Genomic DNA, 23,880 nt, shown 5'->3' with positions numbered 1-23,880 from the left:
ATGAAACTGTTGGTGTATTTTAAATGATAGCATTAAATGCTATTAAAAATTAGAAGTATTTGATGGGTGAATTTTGATTTGTAATTTTAAAAACCACGAAATAGTGTATTTAAAGTCAGTAAGTTGTATGAGTATTTAGAATATTATGTGAGTTATGTTTTGTCGGAATCCTAGAAAAGGAATATTGACTTTTTTAATAACCTTTCATCGGTTTTTTTATTTTTAGATTTATTAATTTCTTTTCTTAGTTTAATATAATTACAAGGTGATAATATAACCTATCAACCAAAATATTAATCTATTATGAAAAACCTTTCTGAAGATCAAGAAAAAATTAAAGTAATTTACATTACAGGTTCTGGCCGATCGGGATCAACAATTTTGAATATTATTTTGGATAACCATCCAGAGGTTTTTGGAGGAGGGGAACTTCAGAATATGAATTCGGTGTTTAATGAAAACAAAATCTGTTCTTGTGGAGAGGCTACCGTTAACTGTGAATTATGGTCAACAGTGATGAGTGAGTGGTTGGAAGAAATACCGGATTCAACTGTCAAAGAAGGTTTATCTAAGTGGAAGAAATTTGAAAGTTACAGCTCTTTGAAAGCCTGGTTGCGATTATGGTCAGGACTTTCTCTAGAATCACCAGAAGTACAAGATTATATGAATAATACATATACGTTTTTTAAAACGCTAAGTAAACACAGCGGAAAAAAAGCTATTTTAGATATTTCAAAAAATCCGTTGCGAGCATGGGCATTACTTAATCATCCTAAAATAGACTTGCGTTTAGTTCATTTGGTACGAGATGGCCGTGGTGTAGCTTGGTCTCTAGAAAAAAAGGCTAAACGAGAAGACAAGCCTAGAGCCATATGGAGAACGGCTTTATTTTGGTTATTGGTGAATAGACAATCTAATTATGTGCGCAAAAAAGCCAAAAATGCTCAATTAATCCGCTACGAAGATTTTGCAAAGAACCCAAAGGAAACTCTTATAAAAATTGGTGAGGTAGCTGGACTGGATGTAACCCCAATTACCGATATGATAGATGCCAATAGTGCTTTTAATATCTCTCATGTTGTGGCAGGAAATGCCATTCGTAAAGCAAACTCAATTAAACTGCGTTTCGATGATGATGAATGGTTAACAAAATTAGATGTAGATTCTCAGAAGAAATTTTATAGCTATACTCGTACAACAATGAAATCTTACGGCTATGCTTAAATTAGAGTAACTAACTAAGAATTGGTTCTTATCCTTAAATCTAGTTTTCGTTTAGTGTATATAGAACATTGGTCGATTATACTAGAAAAGAGGTAAAAGCGAAAAAATATATAAAGTTCATAAAAAGACCAAGGTTTGATACATTTCAAACCTTGGTCTTTTTATGTTTAATTAACAATCGTGTCCTAAATATTATTAAATGTTCATTTTTTTTATTGATAAAAAGATCCTTCGGCTTCGCTCTGGATAAACCAAGTCAAAAAAAATTAGGCTTACGAACTTTTATCTAAATTTTTCGTTCACTATCTAAATTTAAAGAACTCGCTACTAAAAATCAATACTAAATACTTTCGTTTAGCTCAAACCTGCCTACCGGCAGGCAGCTTTAAATGTCACGATAAATTTTCGATAGGCCAGCAAAAAAAAACAAAATTCAGCATATATAGAAAAAGGACTTCTCACAGCACAATTAACTCCATAAAGTCAACAGCTGTGCATCTTTTTAGAAAAAGAGATTAATCGTTTAGGACGTTATTATTTAATTAATTCAAAAACAGAAAATCCAATTTTTGAATTAATTAAACAAGGATATAGTGTAAAGTTTAAGGTGTTTAACCCAATTAGATGTGTTTTATAATTGACTTAATATTAATAGGTTTAATTATTTTAGCAGGTACTCCTGCAACCATCATGCCTTCTTCAGTAATTGATTTATTTACAACAGCATTTGCACTTAAGGCCGTGTTATTAGCAATTGAAATATTTCCGTAAATTTTAACTCCAGGAGCAATGTATACATTGTCTCCAATAATAGGCGCTTTTTTAGAACCTCCCGATGCACCAATATTTGTGCAAGGATGAATTCTGCAATTTTTTCCAACTTTTGCCTTGGAATTAACGACTATTGTTCCATAATGTACAATGGCTAGACCTGGTCCAAAAACGTTTATTGGTATTGAAAACCCTAATTTGATAGAGATTCTTTTAAATTTGAATTTTAAATAAATATAAATGAGCTTGTTAAGGCCCTTGTTTTTACAATTATGATAGTATTCAAGTTTTCTTAATGTTTTTTGAAATGTCCATATTGGATTCGGGGAAATCGTTTGTGATAAATTAGAAAAAAAATCTTCACGGGCTATTTTTAAAGCTATTTTATCTGCTTTTAAATAATTCCTATAGGTAGTTTTATTGTTTATCATACCCTTATGTATTTGTTAGTTTTTTTGAAAGAGTGTATTATCTGTGGTATAAAATTGGTTTTTATATAATGCTTTTTCGTTTTTTGGTCTTTTAGGTGACTTGAATATATACTCCTTAAACTGGTTTTCAAAACCATATTTTGTTAATTTATAGGATTTATTATTTGTATTGTTGTCAATGTGTAATGAGATTTTATTTGTTGCTTTTTCTCCTGTAATACGCCAACCTATATTTTTTTGTACTATTTGAAAATCTGAAATTTCTATTGGTAATTTCTCTTTTTCGCTATTCCATAAGGGGATCTGTTTATTAACATAGAAAGCAACAATTAAGGAACGCAAAGACCATAAACAACTTCCTGCTCCAGAATAGTTATCTAAAACACTTAAGTCGTCTTCTAAAAAACCTTGTGTTACTTTTCCATATTCTAGCGCATTATTTTCAATAAAGAAGCTCCAAGTCGCATCTAGTGCATTTAATGCAAATCCAGGAGAAATTTCATTTGGAAGTAAAAGCGCTCCACTCACAATTGGAGCAGGAGCTGCCATACGATAGCAAACACTTCTCCCCATAAACGGAAATCCGTTTTTACTAAATAAGTATTTATAAAAGCTTAAAAATTCAGAATGACTAGTTGTAATAAATTCATGATCAAAGTTCGGGTCAATTTGGTCTAACCAAAATAAGGAGTAATGAATAGACCAAGCATTGTAATAATCTACGCCTTTTGGAGGGTCGTCAAACCAACCATTTCCAAGGTAATGTTTCTTTTTATACGCTACATATAGTCCATTAACATAATTTAAATTTTGCTCCGTATTAAAGTTTAATGCTTCTAAAGACTTTGTAATAATAATAGGGAATAAGTTCCAGTTATTATCAACTATATTTTTATTTATAGCTTGTTGTAGCCATAGGCTAATTTGTGTTTTTTCTTCAAAAGTAAGCGTATTCCAAATGTAATCTTTGGATATCCAAAGTCCCAAAGCGATATCTGCAGCTTCAACAATTCTTTGATCTTTATCTATTATATCTCCCCAATACTCTAAATCTGCATTATCAGTACCAGCTAATAATCCAGCTTTTAAGGTTTCTTTTAAATCAATTGATTCATTGTTATTAAATGTAATAAGATTTTCGTTTCCTGCATATAACCATGAAGCAGCTAAAGGAAAAAATCTAGCAAAACCTTCTAAAGCATTTATTTGTCTTCCTCGAGAACTTATAGCTCCAGGATAATAAAAAAGTGCGTTATGTTCTGATTTGTAATTATTTGCTCCTTGCGCAAAATATTTAAATAAATTTTTATATTTTATTTCGACGGTATCACCTTCTAAAAAATCGATTTTTACTTGTTTATCGATAGTTTTATAAGCTGTAGGAGGTGTAATTGTTTTAGACCAGCCAGTGGTCTCAAACTTCTCTAATTTTTTATGTACATATGTAACAGAAATTAGTAGTAAGATGAAGGCAATTACTGAATAAATTATTATTTTTTTGTTTGGAGCTTTCATCTTTTCTTATTTAGTATGGAGGAAAAATCCTCTGTGGGTGCCATCTTATTTTTAACATTCGTTTTATTATCTATTATATATCCAATAAAAATGAATAATACAATAATATAAGGTTGATTAATAACCGTTTGCAGCGTTAACATGAATATGTAGATTGTTGTTAAAATTGAAAAACAAAAGAAGCGTAAGTTATTGTCTAAGCTTAATGACTTTAAAAGGTAGATTATTAACATGAAAATAAAGAAAAGGAAAGTTAAAATACCTGCATCTCCCCAAACGCCAATGTAAGTGTTATGACCTCTTATAAAATTTGAAAATCCAATACCATTTCCAAATACGGGGTTTTCATAAACATAGTGTAGTAATTTTTGAACCAATTCTGTTCGTCCTGAACTATCTATCTCTTCGGTGTTAAAAGTTAGTACATTAACAATATTGTTAATTTTTCCAAGTTGTCTTTCATTTAAATTTAAATGTGTGGTAAAGCTCTTTATGTTTATTAAAAATAAATAAAAAAATATTAAGGATATACCTAGCAAAATAAGCTTAAGGCCTTTGAAAAATTTATAGTTAGATATTAAAAAAACAATAGAAAATATAAATAAACCTGTTGTAGAAAATGTGATAAGCAGACTGTAAAAGATGATAAATAGAGCTATGATTTTAAGAATGTATTGAATTTTGTTTTTGGGAACAAACATTTTGGCGACTAGTATGTAAGTCAAAATACTTACAAAAGACGCATTGTTGGCATCTCCATAAACACCACCAGCCCGATCTATTGGATAAATTGGTATGCCTCCATAGTCAAAATCATAATTAATTTTGAAAAAGAATATAGTTAACAATGAAGATAAAAAATATGAAATAGTAAGGACCTTGATAAAGGTTTTTTTGAATTCGTCGTTACTAAGAAAAAAATAAAAGGCTATAAAGTATACGAAGGGAACCAAAGAAGCTAAAATAGAATATTCTGGGTTTATAAATCCTGTAACTCCATTAGCAAGTAAACCAAAAGTATAATAAAGTATAAAAAAGTAAATCCACAAAGCGGCAGTTTTGGAATATTCTCCAGTATCTTTCTTAAGAATTAAAAAGATACCTAATATTAATAACAGAAGGTTGATGTATGCAATTATTTGAGAAATACCAACCGAAATAAATGTGCCAATTAAAAGTTGTAAGTTTAAACAACTACAGATTAATGGCCATATAAAACAAATGAATATTGCGATTTTTTTCATTTTTTCATTAAGATTTCTTCAAACTTTTTTTCATAGCTTTCAATTACAGCATTTATATGGTATTTATCTAAAGATGAAATCCCTTTTATAGCTAGGTTTTCTCTTAAATTAGGATTGCTAATTAAAGATTGTAAATTAACTTGCATGTCTTTCATATTTTGATCTTTAATTAAAAGACCATTTAAATTATTAATTATGATATCTGAAGGACCCGTTTTACAATCGTAAGCAATACATGCCATGCCTTGTGACATAGCTTCTAATAAAACCATTGGTAAACCTTCAAATCTGGAAGGTAAAATAAAAATGGATGACGCTTGCATTAGTTCGGATATGTTAGAAACAAAGCCCGTAAAAATTACTTGATCAACAATATTATACTGTGTAACAAGTTTGTTTATTAAATCGTATCCTTTGTCTCCCGTTCCCGCAATCTTTAATTTCCACTCTGGATTTGTTTTTAAAATAGGAGCTATTAGTTCAATTAAATTATCAAAGCCTTTATGGTTATATCTATCAAGATTTCCAACAGCTAAAATTGTTTTTTCACGCTGGTCTAATGATTTCGTTAACGGAAGAAAACTACAAGGGTTTGGCATTACCATAACGTTTACATTATATTGCTTATAATAAGGAATATCAAATGCTGTTAGGACAGTTAATAAATCTGCTCGTTTGTACAGGTGTTTTCTAGTGAAATCTGTTAATTGTTTACGGTTTCCCATAGCTCTTAAATAACTATTGTGCTCCTCGACAATTATTTTTATTCCAAATAATTTTGCTACAAGGATTGTAATAAAATTAGTTAGAGTTATAAATGATATAATGAGATCTGGTCTGTTCTTTTTCTTTGAATAAAATAGAGATAGATTTACAATACTTTTTATAGTGTCGTTAGTTATGCTTCCATAATCCATTGATATTCTTTCAATATTAGCAGGGATGGTATAAAAATCTTCACAATCGTTAAGCGTTATTATCGATATATTATACTTGTCTTTTTTTGCAAAAGCAGTAGCTAGTAAAGTAAGAACTCGTTCTGCACCTCCTCCCTTTAATCTTGATATGATAAAGTGAATTTTCATTATTTACGTCTTATAAGATTAAATATTCGTTTTGAAACATCTCTAAATCCTTCATTTGAAAGAAAGATTATTGGAGTATATACCAATAATGTAATGCATGTTGTTTTAATTCCTAGTAATATGATATCATAGTAACTTTCTTTCTTTAAAGTTAAAACATCATTAAATACATACTCACAGATATAAAATGCTATAGCTAGAGAAGCTGTTAATTTTAAAAAGCCCTTCCAGTAAATCCACACACTTTCCTTAAATCCCATTTTATATAAAAAATATGGGCGCCAAATAAGAATAATTAAAGTGAAAGCTATTAGTGTACCTAATAAAATTCCGGTAAGACCAAAATAATTTAGAAGAATAACAGATGCTCCAAGATTTATAATACTTTGCACAATTGGTGCCCATGTATCTTGAAATAATCCATAGGCATCTTTAAAATGGTCTACAGGAACACGTATTTGCATAATAAACATATTTGTTAAAAATAGGATTAAAACACTTTGTTCTAATATGTATTTTTCTCCAAGCCATAGAACGATAAAGGGTTCTACAATTAATTGTAAAACTATAAACAGTATACCTGCAATATAAAACCTAAGAGCCATCATTTCCCAAAACACTTTTTTTATCTGTATTGTTTTGTTTTCGGCTACTAAATTTCCAATTCCAGCACCAGTACCGGCAAACGACGTATTGATTAGTTGTAAAAGTTTATTGAAAATAAGCTGATAATTTCCAAAAAAAGCGACACTCTCAATGCTAATAAAAGCGAAAATTAATATTTGGTCTGTGCCATTTGTTACAAATGCACCAAACTTATGAATGGAAATTTGCTTAATTTTTGTAATTAATTCAGGATGTGTTTTTAAAATGCTCTTGGTTGCCGTGTTTTTCATGTCTAACCACGGATATTCTTTAAAGACCTTTCTCCTTAATAGAATGCTAAAAGCAATAAAATAGCACAACTCTAAGAAGATCCATAAATAAAAGCTTTGAAAATAAACAACTAGAACGCACTGGATTATTATTTTAATTAAGTTAATCGATTGTGAGTACGATGTAATGACGTAATTTTTCTGGTCTGCTTCTAATAAAAATATATGATAATTAAAAAAGAAGTTTGTACACGTACCTATTAGGAAAGTATAAAAGGCAAAATAAACAACAAGTAAAGACAGCGAAAGGGTATTAAATATAATAGGGAAAAATAGTGATAATAAAACGCCAACACCTATTATTAAAAGCCCAATTCTTTTATATAAATAGCCAAAAAGATTTAAAAGTTCATTTATTTTTACAGTATTATTTTCTATAATAGGCTTGTATAAACTAAATCCAACAGCTGTACCAATACCTAATTCTGCAAGATTTAAGAACTTAAGAAAACTTTGTAATGTTCCCGTTAATCCCATAAATTCATCTCCCAAATTTTCAAGAAATATTTTACGAGACACAAACTGAACGACTATAAATAGTATGTAAAAGAACATACTAAATTTAATGTTTTTTATAGCATTATTTACTCTAGACATTTTTCAATTTATCAATAATTTTTATTTGAAATTTAATTCTTTTTTGGTTGGAAAATAGAAATACCTTATAAAGTTTTGACGGTAATACAGCAACTAAAAGGCTATAAAAGTCAACATCTTTTATGTTATAATTTTGTTGAATTGTTTTTCTAATTTTTGATCGATAAACGAAATCAGAATCTAATTCATTATATTTATATAGTGAATTGTAATGTGGGGTTAAGAATTTAAAAAGATATGCTTTTGCTAAAGCTTGCGTTTTAGAATCATACTGTTTTGTGTTTTCAAAGACATAAGAACCAGCACCAATAGAGTTTAATTTTTTTATAGAATATTTACTTCTAATTACACTATCCATATTTTCTCTATTATATATATAGAAAGGATAATCTATAAAACCTATGTTTTCAGTTTCATTCAGAATATCTATTGTAAAGTAGACATCTTGATGAAGAAGGTGTTCTATAAAAAATCTATTTTTCAGAATTGATTTATGATATATTCTTCGCCAAACAGCAAACCTTTTATATTTTATAACACGTTTTATAGCTGTACTTTGATTCTCGATTATACCAGTGTTTACTATTTTTAAATCAGGTATTTTGTTTTCAAATACAGAATCAATAGAACTACATTCTACGACTTTTAAGCTGTTATCGACGGCAAAATTTATTAATGATTCAAACATGTTAGTTCGTATCCAATCATCACTATCTACAAAACCAATATAGTCACCATTACATTTAGTTAACCCATAGTTTCTGGCAATACTAGAACCTCCGTTAGTAATATGATAGACTTTTATACGGTTGTCCTTATTAGCAAATGCATCACATATTGAACCGCTAGAATCGGAAGACCCGTCATTTATAATTATAATTTCTAGATTTTCATAGGTTTGATTAATTATAGAAGATATACATTTTTCAATATATACCTCTACATTATAAACCGGGATAATAATGCTTAATAAGTAATTCAAGCTTTTAAATGTTTTTAATGAATGGGGCTTATGCCTTAAATAACAATTCGTTGTACGAGTAAATATATAAAATTATAAATCTTAGAATGTATTTATTCTTTGATTAACAAAATTAGTTGTTGAAGTACTATTTTAGTTAAATAACGGGTTTATCCAGAAGCTAATTATATCGTGTTTTAAATTGTAAATAATCCCCTTGAATCTTTAAAGTATTTTGATTTAATCGTTTTCACTTTGTATTGAGGATCTAGGTTTGTAAGAATTCGTTTAATTGATAGACACTATTATTTTCTTACAGAAGGATTTTTTTATTTTATTTTTTTAGAATAAAAACATTTAAAAAGCCATGTCAAAACAGAGTGTTTAACTGGTTGTTTTTTAGTGGATTATTTATTTTTTAGAGGTGGTTGTGGGGTAGAATTCTATTTAAATTCTTGTTCTTTAAAATAAAATTACATGTTTTTAAATATTAAAGACATCTAAATTTTAATTCATGGCGTATATAATATGAAAAATCGATGTATGTAAATGTTTGTCCGATTAAGTGTGTAAAAAAGACTACAATAAAAGTATTTTTGTAAGTTTTATCTTAATAAAATATTGATTTACATTTAATAAATTGAAATTTTAATTGTCAAAAGTATTTATTAGTTATTTTTAAAAAAATAAGAAATAACAAACCCCAAATCTGTTATAAATGAGCTATTTATTTTCCACCTGTTTCAAAACAGGTTTTTCTCTTGTATCATGTTTTTTTAGAAAAACATCCCTGTTATTTATATTAATTTTTTCTTTTTATTCATTAGCACAAGCTCAAACAAAGGCGTTTCCTTCTGCTTATGGAGCTGGAGCTTATACTACAGGTGGCCGTGGAGGTGAGGTATATCATGTTACAAATTTAAATGATAGTGGTTCCGGAAGTTTTAGGGAAGCAGTGAAAGGTTCTAATCGAATTATTGTATTTGATGTAAGTGGAGTTATACAATTAAAGTCGTTAGTGGCAACTTCTGGAAGTAATTTAACTATTGCTGGTCAAACGGCTCCAGAAGGAGGTATAACTATAGATGGTAATAGAATATATTTTAGTAATGTAGACAATGTAATTGTTAGGCATATTCGTTTTAAAGGAGGAGTAGATGGTGGTGATGATAGTTTTACTGCAACAGCCAACATGACAAATATAATTTTTGACCATTGTTCTTTTGCTTTTGGAGCAGATGAAGCTGCAAGTTGGAACACTACGGATACAAGTTCTTCAATAAATAATGTTACAGTACAGAGATCTCTGTTTGCGGAAAGTTCAAAGGGAGCAATCTTTGGAGGTGCTAGTGGAGTTAATATCGGTAAGATTTCTGTGTTAAATAATTTATGGTATAATATTTCACATAGATTCCCAAATGTGAACGGTTACGGTGGTGATTATGAGGTTATTAATAATGTTGTTTGGACAGTGAAGAATAGACTGATTAGAGGTAATGGGAATTTTAATCTCAACCATTTAAGTAATTATTATGATTTTGGTGATCAGGCAATTGCAGATAAAAGACTTAACATGTATAATCTCCAAAGTTATGTTCCTAAAATTTATACCAACGGAAATAAATATGTAGCTAAAAATTCGATAAGCCCTTTAACGTATAGTGTTTCAGAAATGAATTCGAATAATACTAAGGCTTGGAAGTTTTTTTTAGATGCAGGTGGTTACTCTACAGGAGATCAAGTTCCATCTAATTATTTTGAAAATAATCAATTTAATTTGTTTGGGGCAAAAATAAATGTTCAATCAGCAGATGCTGCTTTTAATGATGTGAAAAATGATGTTGGTTGTAACGCAAGTCTTAATGCCGATGGTTCTAAAAGTAGTAATTTAGATGTACTAGATATTGAATGGTTGTCTAATGTTAAAAAAGGAAGCTATACTAGTGGTATGAGTGAGTCTAGTTACTCAGTACCTTCAATATCTTCAAAATCCAGACCTTCAAACTACGATACAGACAAAGATGGAATGGCTGATGAGTGGGAGAGAAACACTTTTGGAGATTTAAGTAAAAATGGTACTGCTGATTCTGATGGTGACGGATATACAGATTTAGAAGAATTCTTAAATGGTGTAGATGGAGATAATACTACAGCGCCAACACCAGACGTAGAAGTAAACGCAGGTGAAGACCAAATCATTTGTAAAGAAGTTAAAGTAACACTTAAAGCATCAGGAGCTTCTACTTACGAGTGGAATACAGGCGAAAAAACTCAAAGTATTACTGTTTCACCAGAGCAGACAACAACTTATACCGTGACAGGAAAAGATGATTCAGGAAATTCAGATACGGATACTGTTAAAGTTACTGTACAGGATCTACCAACAGTAGACGCTGGAGCTGATGTTTCTATATGTGAAGAAGGATCAATAGAATTAACAGCAACAGGTACAGGTAATTTTGAATGGAGTACAGGTGAAAAAACGAAAACTATCACAGTTTCACCAGATAAAACAACAACATATACGGTAACAGCGACTAACGGAACATGTTCTAATTCCGATGTAGTCAAAGTGACCGTGTCTCCCAGGCAAACGATAAACGCCGGAAGTGATGTCAACATAGATTTAGGAGAAAGCACAAAGCTGTCAGTATCTGGAACGGGATCCATTAAATGGAGTACCGGAGAGACTTCTCGTGAAATAACGGTTTCACCAAGTCAAACAACTACATATTCAGTAACCGTTACTCAAAACGGTTGTGAATCTCAAGATGAAGTAAAGGTGATTGTTACTATTCCTCAAATAGAGGTCGAAGCCAATGCCGGAGACGATCAAACGATTTGTGAAGGCGAAACGGTAACACTTACTGCAACTGGAGGTTCATCTTATGTATGGAATACTGGAGAAACGACAGCTAGTATAAAGGTAACACCAGCAACAACCACGACATATTCAGTAGAGGTTTCAGAAGGAACGGTTTCAGCAACAGCTAATGTGACTGTAAATGTAAATGCATTACCAACAGCAAATGCAGGTTCCGATCAAACCATCGATCAAGGTGAGAGTGCTACGTTATCAGCATCAGGTGGAACACGTTATAAGTGGAGCACAGGAGCAACAACTAAAAACATTACAGTAACACCAAATGCAACAAAAACATATACAGTTGAAGTTTTTAATGACGGAGATTGTTCAGATACGGATCAAGTAAAAGTTACAGTAAATATCCCAACAGTTGATGCCAATGCCGGAGACGATCAAACGATTTGTGAAGGCGAAACAGTAACACTTACTGCAACTGGAGGTTCATCTTATGTATGGAATACTGGAGAAACGACAGCTAGTATAAAGGTAACACCAGCAACAACCACAACATATTCAGTAGAGGTTTCAGAAGGAACGGTTTCAGCAACAGCTAATGTGACTGTAAATGTAAATGCATTACCAACAGCAAATGCAGGTTCCGATCAAACCATCGATCAAGGTGAGAGTGCTACGTTATCAGCATCAGGTGGAACACGTTATAAGTGGAGCACAGGAGCAACAACTAAAAACATTACAGTAACACCAAATGCAACAAAAACATATACAGTTGAAGTTTTTAATGACGGAGATTGTTCAGATACGGATCAAGTAAAAGTTACAGTAAATATCCCAACAGTTGATGCCAATGCCGGAGACGATCAAACGATTTGTGAAGGCGAAACGGTAATACTTACTGCCTCTGGAGGTTCAACTTATGTATGGAATACTGGAGAAACGACAGCTAGTATAAAAGTAACACCATCAACAACTTCAACTTATTCAGTAGAAGTTTCAGAAGGGACAGTTTCAGCTAACGCAAATGTTACGGTAAATGTAAATGCATTACCAACAGCAAATGCAGGTTCCGATCAAACTATCGATCAAGGTGAGAGTGTTACGTTATCAGCATCAGGTGGAACACGTTATAAGTGGAGCACAGGAGCAACAACTAAAAATATTACAGTAACACCAAATTCAACGAAAACATATACGGTTGAAGTTTTTAATGACGGAGATTGTTCAGATACGGATCAAGTAAAAGTTACAGTAAATGCAACTAAAATAGAGGTCGAAGCCAATGCCGGAGACGACCAAACGATTTGTGAAGGTGAAACGGTAACACTTATTGCAACTGGAGGTTCATCTTATGTATGGAATACTGGAGAAACAACAGCTAGTATATCAGTTAGTCCTATATCTACAACTACCTATTCAGTAGAAGTTTCAGAAGGAACGGTTTCAGCTAGCGCAGATGTGACTGTAAATGTAAACGCTTTGCCAACAGCAAATGCAGGTTCCGATCAAACCATCGATCAAGGTGAGAGTGTTACGTTATCAGCATCAGGTGGAACACGTTATAAGTGGAGCACAGGAGCAACTACAAAAAATATTACAGTAACACCAAATGCAACGAAAACATATACAGTTGAAGTTTTTAATGCTAGTGATTGTTCAGATACCGATCAAGTAAAAGTTACAGTAAATGCAACTAAAGTAGAGGTCGAAGCCAACGCCGGAGACGATCAAACGATTTGTGAAGGCGAAACAGTAACACTTACTGCAACGGGAGGTTCATCTTATGTATGGAATACTGGAGAAACGACAGCTAGTATAAAAGTAACACCATCAACAACTACAACTTATTCAGTAGAAGTTTCAGAAGGGACAGTTTCAGCTAGCGCAGATGTGACTGTAAATGTAAATGCATTACCAACAGCAAATGCAGGTTCCGATCAAACTATCGATCAAGGTGAGAGTGTTACTTTATCAGCATCAGGAGGAACACGATATAAGTGGAGTACAGGAGCAACTACAAAAGATATAACAGTAACACCAAATGCAACAAAAACATATACAGTTGAAGTTTTTAATGAAGGAGATTGTTCAGATACGGATCAAGTAAAAGTTACAGTAAATGCAACTAAAGTTGAGGTCGAAGCCAACGCTGGAGATGATCAAACGATTTGTGAAGGCGAAACAGTAACACTTACAGCAACGGGAGGTTCAAGTTATGTATGGAATACAGGAGAAACGACAGCTAGTATAAAAGTAACACCATCAACTACCACGACCTATTCAGTAGAAGTTTTAGAAGGAACGGTTTCAGCTAGCGCAGATGTGACTGTAAATGTAAATGCATTACCAACAGCAAATGCAGGTTCCGATCAAACTATCGATCAAGGTGAGAGTGTTACTTTGTCAGCATCAGGTGGAACACGTTATAAGTGGAGCACAGGAGCAACAACAAAAGATATTACAGTAACACCAAATGCAACGAAAACATATACTGTTGAAGTTTTTAATGAAGGAGATTGTTCAGATACCGATCAAGTAAAGGTTACAGTAAATATCCCAACAGTTGATGCCAATGCCGGAGACGATCAAACGATTTGTGAAGGCGAAACAGTAACACTTACAGCAACTGGAGGTTCAAGTTATGTATGGAATACTGGAGAAACGACATCTAGTATAAAAGTAACACCATCAACAACTACAACTTATTCAGTAGAGGTTTCAGAAGGAACGGTTTCAGCTAGCGCAAATGTTACGGTAAATGTAAATGCATTACCAACAGCAAATGCAGGTTCCGATCAAACTATCGATCAAGGTGAGAGTGTTACTTTGTCAGCATCAGGTGGAACACGTTATAAGTGGAGCACAGGAGCAACAACTAAAAATATAACAGTAACACCAAATGCAACGAAAACATATACAGTTGAAGTTTTTAATGACGGAGATTGTTCAGATACGGATCAAGTAAAAGTTTGGGTAAACATACCAATCGTTGAAGCCAACGCTGGAGACGATCAAACGATTTGTGAAGGCGAAACAGTAACACTTACAGCAACTGGGGGTTCTAGTTATGTATGGAATACTGGAGAAACAACAGCTAGTATAAAAGTCACACCATCAACAACTTCAACTTATTCAGTAGAAGTTTCAGAAGGGACAGTTTCAGCAACAGCTAATGTTACAGTAAACGTAAACGCTTTGCCAACAGCAAATGCAGGTTCCGATCAAACTATCGATCAAGGTGAAAGTGTTACGTTATCAGCATCAGGCGGAACAGGTTATAAGTGGAGCACAGGAGCAACAACTAAAAATATAACAGTAACACCAAATGCAACGAAAACATATACAGTTGAAGTTTTTAATGACGGAGATTGTTCAGATACCGATCAAGTAAAAGTTACAGTTAATGCCACTAAAGTAGAGGTCGAAGCCAACGCTGGAGACGATCAAACGATTTGTGAAGGCGAAACAGTAACACTTACTGCAACTGGAGGTTCTAGTTATTTATGGAATACTGGAGAAACAACAGCTAGTATAAAAGTCACACCAGCAACAACAACTACCTATTCAGTAGAAGTTTCAGAAGGAACGGTTTCAGCTAGCGCAAATGTTACGGTAAATGTAAATGCATTAACAACAGCAAATGCAGGTTCCGATCAAACTATCGATCAAGGTGAGAGTGTTACGTTATCAGCATCAGGTGGAACACGTTATAAGTGGAGCACAGGAGCAACAACTAAAAATATAACAGTAACACCAAATGCAACGAAAACATATACAGTTGAAGTTTTTAATGAAGGAGACTGTTCAGATACGGATCAAGTAAAAGTTACAGTAAATGCAACAAAAGTTGAGGTCGAAGCCAACGCTGGAGACGATCAAACGATTTGTGAAGGCGAAACAGTAACACTTACAGCAACTGGAGGTTCTAGTTATGTATGGAATACAGGAGAAACGACAGCTAGTATAAAGGTAACACCATCAACAACAACTACTTATTCAGTAGAAGTTTCAGAAGGAACGGTTTCAGCTAGCGCAAATGTTACGGTAAATGTAAATGCATTACCAGGTGCAAATGCAGGTTCCGATCAAACCATCGATCAAGGAGAGAGTGTTACGTTATCAGCATCAGGTGGAACACGATATAAGTGGAGCACAGGAGCAACAACTAAAAATATTACAGTAACACCAAATGCAACGAAAACATATACAGTTGAAGTTTTTAATGCTAGTGATTGTTCAGATACTGATCAAGTAATAGTTACAGTTAATATCCCAACAGTTGATGCCAATGCCGGAGACGATCAAACGATTTGTGAAGGCGAAACAGTAACACTTACTGCAACTGGAGGTTCTAGTTATGTATGGAATACTGGAGAAACCACAGCTAGTATAAAGGTAACACCAGCAACAACTTCAACTTATTCAGTAGAGGTTTCAGAAGGAACGGTTTCAGCAACAGCTAATGTTACAGTAAATGTAAACGCTTTGCCAACAGCAAATGCAGGATCCGATCAAACTATCGATCAAGGTGAGAGTGTTACGTTATCAGCATCAGGTGGAACACGATATAAGTGGAGCACAGGAGCAACAACTAAAAATATTACAGTAACACCAAATGCAACAAAAACATATACAGTTGAAGTCTTTAATAATGGTGATTGTTCAGATACAGATCAGGTAAAAGTAATAGTAAATGCAACAAAAGTTGAAGTCATTGCAGATGCAGGTTCAGACCAAACGATTTGTGAGGGAGAAACGGTTACACTTACTGCAAGTGGCGGTTCAAGTTATGTATGGAGCACTGGAGAAACGACAGCAAGTATAAAAGTGGCACCATCAACTACCACGACATATTCAGTAGAAGTTTCAGAAGGAACGGTTTCAGCTAACGCAAATGTGACTGTAAATGTAAATGCATTACCAACAGCAAATGCAGGTTCCGATCAAACTATCGATCAAGGAGAGAGTGTTACGTTATCAGCATCAGGTGGAACGCGTTATAAGTGGAGCACAGGAGCAACAACTAAAAATATTACAGTAACACCAAATGCAACGAAAACATATACAGTTGAAGTTTTTAATGAAGGAGATTGTTCAGATACGGATCAAGTAAAAGTTACAGTTAATGCAACTAAAGTAGAGGTCGAAGCCAACGCCGGAGACGACCAAACCATTTGTGAAGGCGAAACAGTAACACTTACTGCAACTGGAGGTTCTAGTTATGTATGGAATACTGGAGAAACAACAGCTAGTATAAAAGTAACACCATCAACAACAACTACCTATTCAGTAGAAGTTTCAGAAGGAACGGTTTCAGCTAGCGCAAATGTTACGGTAAATGTAAATGCATTACCAACAGCAAATGCAGGTTCCGATCAAACTATCGATCAAGGTGGGAGTGTTACGTTAACAGCATCAGGTGGAACACGTTATAAGTGGAGCACTGGAGCAACAACTAAAAACATTACAGTAACACCAAATGCAACGAAAACATATACAGTTGAAGTTTTTAATGAAGGAGATTGTTCAGATACGGATCAAGTAAAAGTTACAGTTAATGCCACTAAAGTAGAGGTCGAAGCCAACGCAGGAAATAATCAAACTATTTGTGAAGGCGAGACTGTTAAACTTACAGCAACTGGAGGATCAAGTTATAAATGGAGTACAGGAGAAAGAACTTCAAGTATAAAAGTAACACCATCATCAACAACAACTTATTCAGTAGAAGTTTCAGAAGGAACGGTTTCAGAAACAGCTAATGTGACTGTAAATGTAAATGTATTACCAAGTGCAAATGCTGGAGATGATCAGGTAATTGAGGTGGGCGAAACGGTAACTTTAAGTGCTTCTGGTGGTTCGTTTTATATATGGAACACAGGAGAAACAACTGAAAGTATTTCTGTTAGTCCGAATGAAACTATGCTTTACACGGTTGAGGCCTTTAATGCTGGTGGTTGTTCTAGCAAGGATGATGTGATGGTAAGTGTTGAAGCTTTAAAATTAGATCCTGAAGTAGATAAGTTAGATTTCGAATTCAGTATTTATCCAAACCCAGCAACAACTATCTTAAATTTAAAAATATCAGGATTAGAAGACGCAACTCCAGTACAGATTTTCGATATGTCTGGGAAGTTATTATACAACGAAGTTATTCAATCGGACGGAAGTTTAATGCATAAAGTTTTAGATGTATCACGTTATCCAAAAGGATTCTATTTGTTAACGATATATAGAAGAGGAATATCAATCACTAAAAAAGTGGTTTTACAGTAAACTGAAAATTAATTTTTTAAAAACCGTCTAACTATATTTAGACGGTTTTTTTATGCACTTATTTTAGTGGAATAGTACATATAAAAAAGCCTCGTTTACATAAGTAAACGAGGCTTTTCCAGTTAAATATAAATGTAAAAAAAATGATTCTTATTTAAAAAGAGCATAGCATTGAGTAGCAATTTCTAATTCTTCATTAGTTGGTACAATTAATATCTTGGTTTTAGAATCAGGAGTGCTAATTGTACGAATACTTGGTAGACGTTCGGCATTTAATGATTCATCTAAATTCAATCCAAAATAATCCATGTTTTCACAAATCATTGTTCTAAGTTTAGAACAGTTTTCACCAATACCAGCTGTAAAGACAATAGCATCAAGGCCATTTAATGTTGCTGTATAGGCGCCAATAAATTTCCTAACACGGTAAGCATTCATTTCCAAAGCAAGAATACAATCTTTGTTACCTAGTTCAGCTTGTGTTTCAATATCGCGTAAATCACTATAACCTGTTAAACCTAACATGCCACTTTCTTTAGATAAAATAGAAACCATTTCTTCTTTAGTATAGTTGTATTTATCCATTAGGAAAAAGATTACAGATTGGTCTATAGCGCCACTACGAGTTCCCATTATTAAACCATCGCTAGGTCCGAAACCTAAAGTATGATCAAAGCTTTTTCCATTTTGTACAGCCGTCATACTACACCCATTCCCTAAGTGAATAGAAATTATTTTAGCATCAGGTTTATCTAAATATTCAACTGCACGATCTGTAACATATTTATGAGATAACCCATGGAATCCATAAACACGAACATTGTCTTCTATTAGAAATTTATTAGAAATAGCATATTTGTAAGCTATAGCCGGTAACGTTTGATGGAAAGCTGTATCGAAAAGAGCGATTTGTTTTGATTTTGTAAAGATTTTTTCGGCAACCTCTATACCATCTAAATTTGCAGGATTGTGAAGAGGAGCTAGCAAAATTAAGTCACGGATTTTATCTTTAACCTCTTCAGTAACTTCTACTGGATCGGAGAATTTTTTTCCACCATGAACAACACGGTGTCCTACAAGATCAATTTCAGCTACGTCTTTTATTACTCCAGTTGTTTCATCCATTAACATTTTAGCAACTTCAGCTAAACCTGCAGCATGGTTAGGTACAGGTAATGTTAATGATATTTTGTCTGTTAGATGTTTATAGTGAATGGCACCTTCTTCTAAGCCAATACGTTCTACCAATCCAGAAGCTATTACGGTTTCTGCAGGCATCTCGATAAGTTGAAATTTAATAGATGAACTACCAGAATTTATAACAAGAATTTTCATGCGTTTTTTTTATATAGTTTTAATAAATAGTTGTTAAATACCTTGGGCTTGGATCGCAGTTAAGATTACAGTGTTAAAGACATCGTCTATTGTACAACCGCGGCTTAAATCGTTAACGGGTTTGTTTAAACCTTGTAACATTGGGCCAATTGCTAGAGCACCAGTTTCTCTTTGTACTGCTTTATACGTGTTGTTACCTGTGTTTAAATCAGGGAAAATAAGTACAGTAGCTTTACCTGCAACTTCAGAACCAGGCATTTTACTTTGACCAATTTTTAAATCTACAGCAGCATCATATTGAATAGGGCCTTCAATTTTTAAATCAGGACATTGCGCTCTTACAATTTCTGTAGCTTCTCTAACTTTATCTACATCTTCACCTTTTCCAGACGAACCTGAAGAGTATGATAACATTGCGATACGTGGCTCAATACCAAAAGCAGCAGAACTTCTTGCAGAAGAGATAGCGATTTCTGCTAGTTGTGCAGCATTCGGGTTAGGATTAATTGCACAATCACCAAATACAGAAACACGGTCGTCTAAACACATAAAGAATACAGACGAAACGATAGAACATTCAGGTTTTGTTTTAATGAATTGTAATGCTGGTAAAATAGTGTGTCCTGTAGTATTTACAGCTCCAGAAACCATACCATCTGCATCGTTTTTATAAATCATCATGGTACCAAAATAAGACACATCGTTCATCATGTCTCTGGCCATATCCATATTTACATTTTTATGCTTACGTAATTCGTAGAATGTGTTTACGTAATCTTCAAAATTTTCGTAATCTGAAGGGAAAATAATTTTTGTTTTATTGTAGTCTAAAGATAAACCAAGTTCAGTCGCTTTTTCTTTAATCACTTTAGGATCTCCTAAAAGAATAATATCTACTAAATCTAAAACTTCTAAACGTGCTGCTGCAGTTAAGATACGTGGATCTGATGCTTCAGGTAAAACGATTCGTTTTTTTGCTTTACGTGCTTTCTGAATTAAATTGTATTGAAACATACGTGGTGTAATCACTTTGTTTTCAAAAGCAGAAAGTTTTTCTAAAATATTTTCTTCAGATACATATTTTTGGAATGTTTCTATAGATGTTAATATCTTCGTTTTACTTTCAGCATAAATATTAGATTTAATATTTCCAATTCTATGTGTTGTATTAAACGTACCATCGTTTACTGAAATTATAGGAACTACCGTAGTTAATCCATCAATTAATTTTAAAATAGAGGGTTCTGGTACAATACCTCCAGTTAGAATAATACCAGAAATATTAGGGTAGTTACTAGATACATGAGCTTGTAAAGATCCTAAAATTAAATCTGCTCGATCACCAGGAGTAATCACTACAGAGCCTTCACGTAAATGCGTTAAAAAGTTACGTAATTGCATGGCACCTACAGCAAATTTTCCAGAAAGGTTTCCTAAATGTTCTTCGCCAAAAAGTACTTTACCATCTAAGGTTTCTTTTATTTCCTTCATGGTTGGAGATGCTAAAGATTTTACCAATGGTATAATTGAAAGCTCAATTTGTTCTGGTAAAAATGCTCTAATTGCTTTTTGAAAAACATCAATATTTTCAAGTTGAATTTTATTTGCAACCAAAGCAATAACTTCTACATCATGGTTTTTAAAAGTCTTATATGCCATTTCAGCATTGTTCGTAAACTCTTCTAAAGTTTTGTTTACTCCAGTACTCACAATTACAGTTGGTAAACCTAAGTTTTTAGCGATATTTACATTCCAGTCAAATTCAAAAACAGTACCTTCTCCAAGAAAGTCTGTCCCTTCAACTAAAATAAAATCGTATTTTTCTTCTAAAGCTTTGTACTTTTTTATTATGACATCTAAAGAATCACCTATTTTTCCGGCATTTCTATTAATAACAATTTCATTTCGTGTTAGAGCGTAAGTTTCAGAATAAGGGATATCTAAATTAAAATGTGTTAGTAAGGTATCTATGTGGTTATCTCTTTTTCCATTATCCTCTTTATCAATAATTGGTCGGAAATAGGCCACTTTTGCGGTTTTTCCTAGAAGATTTTGCATTAATCCTAGGGAAATTATAGATTTTCCGCTATCAGGTTCTAATGTTGCAATATATAGTCCTTTACTCATTTCTATAGTTATTTTGTTTTGACTAAATTAATGATTTTGAGTGTTTCTTTTTACTTATAAACTTACAAAGTTATAATTTATTTTTTTACTCATAATCCGTGCAAATTTCTTGCTTTTATATCGATTAGTTGCTGATTTTTGTCATGTTTTAAAACTTTTAAAGTATCAGCTTTTAACAACATGATAACGCGAGAGGGTTTTTTATTGGTAAATCATTTTTCTATATTTGCACATCATTAAAATAGAAATAGATGAAAGACGGATTATACGCAAAATTTAATACTACAAAAGGCTCGATTTTAGTAGCCTTAGAATTTGAAAAAACGCCGGGAACGGTAGGTAATTTTGTAGCTTTAGCAGAAGGAAATTTAGAAAATTCGGCTAAACCACAAGGTAATCCTTATTACGATGGATTAAAATTTCACCGTGTTATACCAGATTTTATGATTCAAGGTGGATGTCCACAAGGAAAAGGTACTGGAGATGCGGGTTATAAATTCGCTGATGAATTTCACCCAGAATTAAAGCATGACCGTCCAGGAATCCTTTCTATGGCTAATGCTGGTCCTGGTACTAACGGGAGTCAGTTTTTTATTACTCACGTAGAAACACCTTGGTTAGATAACGCACATACTGTTTTTGGACATGTTGTTGAGGGCCAAGACATCGTTGATGCAATTGCACAAGGAGATAGTATTGAAACTTTAGAAATTGTTAGAGTTGGTGCTGAAGCAGAAGCTTTTAATGCTGTTGAAGCATTTAGAACTTTTGAAGGGTCTCGCGAAAAACTTTTAGCTAAATCTAAAGCAGAACAAGATGCTGCATTAGATAAAATTTCAGCAGGTTTTAGTAAAACCGATAGTGGTTTACGTTACCAAATAGTTCAAGCCTCTAAAAGCGGTAAGAAAGCGAAATCAGGACAAACAGTTTCTGTGCACTATAAAGGACAACTACAAGATGGTACAGTATTCGATTCTTCTTACAAGCGTAAAGATCCTATTGAATTTCCAGTTGGAGTTGGGCAAGTTATAGCAGGATGGGATGAAGGTATTCTTTTATTAGAAGTTGGAGATAAAGCAAGATTAGTAATTCCAAGTGATTTAGGTTACGGTTCTAGTGGTGCTGGTGGAGTAATTCCTCCAGATGCTACACTTATTTTCGATGTAGAATTAATGGAAGTTAAATAACATTTTTCATTACTTATAATATTAAAAAAGCCACCTGTTCGGGTGGCTTTTTTTATGAGCGGTAGTTAGGTTTTCTTTAAAAAAGGAAGTAATTTAAAAGCTTAAACAGCCATTTAATGAAACTAACTTTAACCACTTTCCTTTTATGTATAGGTTTTTTTGCGTTTGCTCAAGATCCTTTTTTAACGCTAACTTCTAAAGATTCTGTGGGAGAAGTACCTCGATTTAAAGGAAGTTTAGGGGTTAATATGAAGCTTAATGGCTATTTCGATATTTTTGGGGGATTAAATGATAATGAAACCTTTAATGTGGGTTCAATAAATGTTTTTGGAACCGACGATGCTAAAAGTTTAAACGTCGATATGTTTCAGTCTCAAATACAGTTAAAGACAATTTTTGTTCAGGAAAATGGTGAAGTTATTTTTGCTGTGTTAGAATCAGACTTTTGGGGTGGTGAAGGCAGAATGCGTTTAAGAAAAGCCTATGTACAATCAACACATTGGCAAATAGGTCAGACATGGAATAACTTTGGAGATGAAGATATTTGGCCAAATATTATGGAGTGGGAAGGGCCACCTTCAGGAGTTTGGCTTAGAACACCACATGTGAAATATATGAATGCTTTTAGTAATCCAAATTGGGTATACTCAGCCAGTTTAGAAGCTCCTATAGATACCTATTTTGCATATGAGGAATTTCAGCCTGTAATAGGCGAAGTAGATCAAACAACTCCAGATTTAACTTTTGCAGTTAAATATAGGAGAGATTGGGGACATTTAAGAGTATCGTCTGTGTTAAGAAGTGTACGTTATAAACTAAACGATGATATCGATAATTTTGTAGGATATGGTTTTACGTTTAGCGGAATTTATAAGCCTCATAAAAATAATTTTCAATTTCAACTTGTTGGCGGAAAAGGTATTTCTGCTTATCTAACCACGATTCAAGGGTATGGTTACGATGGTTACCCTACTCATGGAAACCAAGTTAATGCAACGCCTGCTTTTGGGGGTTGGGCAGCCTACGAATATTATATTACAGAAAAATTACATACTAACGCTGTTATTGGGTTTACTCGATTTAATTTAGATAATTCTGAACGGTTTGTAGTTAGCGATTCTTCAGCTGGTGATACTGTATTTCTCAAGGGCGATTTTATTCATCAGCATTATTATGGCATTTTCAACTTTATGTATGACCCTTATGAGCGTATGACTATTGGTTTAGAATTAGATTATGGAGTGAAATCAATCGATGCTTCTGGTTTAGTAAATGATATAGATGGTGAAATTGTGAAAAGTCGTGACGCTATGCGAGTTAGTTTCGGATTTATGTATTATTTTTAGGTCATTGAAAAAACAAACAAACATCCTT

The 23,880-nt window shown here is 33.1% G+C and carries 12 protein-coding genes; 4 read left to right on the top strand and 8 right to left on the bottom strand.

Annotation, left to right across the window (positions count from 1 at the left end; genetic code table 11):
- The first annotated feature begins 303 nt into the window (after positions 1-303).
- A complete protein-coding gene (locus R6X41_RS11125; RefSeq protein WP_318500258.1) occupies positions 304-1,224 on the top strand; it encodes a sulfotransferase in 921 nt (306 codons plus the stop codon).
- Between the two features lie 620 nt (positions 1,225-1,844).
- On the opposite strand, the gene R6X41_RS11120 is transcribed toward R6X41_RS11125, so the two are convergent.
- The 6 genes from R6X41_RS11120 to R6X41_RS11095 are packed head-to-tail and all read right to left on the bottom strand — an operon-like array spanning position 1,845 to position 8,784.
- On the bottom strand, positions 1,845-2,426 hold the full coding sequence (locus tag R6X41_RS11120) for a serine O-acetyltransferase (RefSeq protein ID WP_318500256.1): 582 nt from the start codon (positions 2,424-2,426) through the stop codon (positions 1,845-1,847).
- A 15-nt stretch (positions 2,427-2,441) separates the two neighbouring features.
- Positions 2,442-3,941 carry a DUF2264 domain-containing protein gene (locus R6X41_RS11115; protein WP_318500254.1) on the bottom strand — a complete coding sequence of 500 codons (1,500 nt, stop codon included), beginning with the start codon at positions 3,939-3,941 and terminating at the stop codon, positions 2,442-2,444.
- Positions 3,938-5,185, bottom strand: coding sequence for an O-antigen ligase family protein (locus R6X41_RS11110; RefSeq protein ID WP_318500252.1), 1,248 nt, complete (start codon positions 5,183-5,185; stop codon positions 3,938-3,940). Before R6X41_RS11110 ends, R6X41_RS11115 begins: the two co-directional genes overlap by 4 nt.
- On the bottom strand, positions 5,182-6,270 hold the full coding sequence (locus R6X41_RS11105; protein ID WP_318500251.1) for a glycosyltransferase family 4 protein: 1,089 nt from the start codon (positions 6,268-6,270) through the stop codon (positions 5,182-5,184). The genes R6X41_RS11110 and R6X41_RS11105 overlap by 4 nt, the downstream gene beginning before the upstream one ends.
- Positions 6,270-7,802 (bottom strand): lipopolysaccharide biosynthesis protein, encoded by a 1,533-nt coding sequence (locus R6X41_RS11100; RefSeq protein ID WP_318500250.1) that lies wholly within the window; start codon positions 7,800-7,802, stop codon positions 6,270-6,272. Before R6X41_RS11100 ends, R6X41_RS11105 begins: the two co-directional genes overlap by 1 nt.
- Positions 7,795-8,784, bottom strand: coding sequence for a glycosyltransferase (locus tag R6X41_RS11095; protein ID WP_318500248.1), 990 nt, complete (start codon positions 8,782-8,784; stop codon positions 7,795-7,797). The genes R6X41_RS11100 and R6X41_RS11095 overlap by 8 nt, the downstream gene beginning before the upstream one ends.
- A gap of 697 nt (positions 8,785-9,481) precedes the next feature.
- On the opposite strand from R6X41_RS11095, the gene R6X41_RS11090 reads away from it, so the two are divergent.
- Positions 9,482-17,857, top strand: coding sequence for a T9SS type A sorting domain-containing protein (locus R6X41_RS11090; protein ID WP_318500246.1), 8,376 nt, complete (start codon positions 9,482-9,484; stop codon positions 17,855-17,857).
- A 150-nt stretch (positions 17,858-18,007) separates the two neighbouring features.
- On the opposite strand, the gene R6X41_RS11085 is transcribed toward R6X41_RS11090, so the two are convergent.
- Both R6X41_RS11085 and pta read right to left on the bottom strand, forming a co-directional pair.
- Positions 18,008-19,192, bottom strand: coding sequence for an acetate/propionate family kinase (locus R6X41_RS11085; protein WP_318500244.1), 1,185 nt, complete (start codon positions 19,190-19,192; stop codon positions 18,008-18,010).
- A gap of 33 nt (positions 19,193-19,225) precedes the next feature.
- Positions 19,226-21,319 (bottom strand): phosphate acetyltransferase, encoded by a 2,094-nt coding sequence (gene pta / locus R6X41_RS11080; protein WP_318500242.1) that lies wholly within the window; start codon positions 21,317-21,319, stop codon positions 19,226-19,228.
- A gap of 251 nt (positions 21,320-21,570) precedes the next feature.
- On the opposite strand from pta, the gene R6X41_RS11075 reads away from it, so the two are divergent.
- On the top strand, positions 21,571-22,506 hold the full coding sequence (locus tag R6X41_RS11075) for a peptidylprolyl isomerase (protein ID WP_318500241.1): 936 nt from the start codon (positions 21,571-21,573) through the stop codon (positions 22,504-22,506).
- 116 nt (positions 22,507-22,622) lie between these two features.
- Positions 22,623-23,852, top strand: coding sequence for a DcaP family trimeric outer membrane transporter (locus R6X41_RS11070; protein WP_318500239.1), 1,230 nt, complete (start codon positions 22,623-22,625; stop codon positions 23,850-23,852).
- Positions 23,853-23,880: the final 28 nt, after the last annotated feature.

The organism is Formosa sejongensis (assembly GCF_033447105.1).
GTDB lineage: Bacteria > Bacteroidota > Bacteroidia > Flavobacteriales > Flavobacteriaceae > Formosa.
This window is presented reverse-complemented; position numbering and strand designations above follow the sequence as displayed.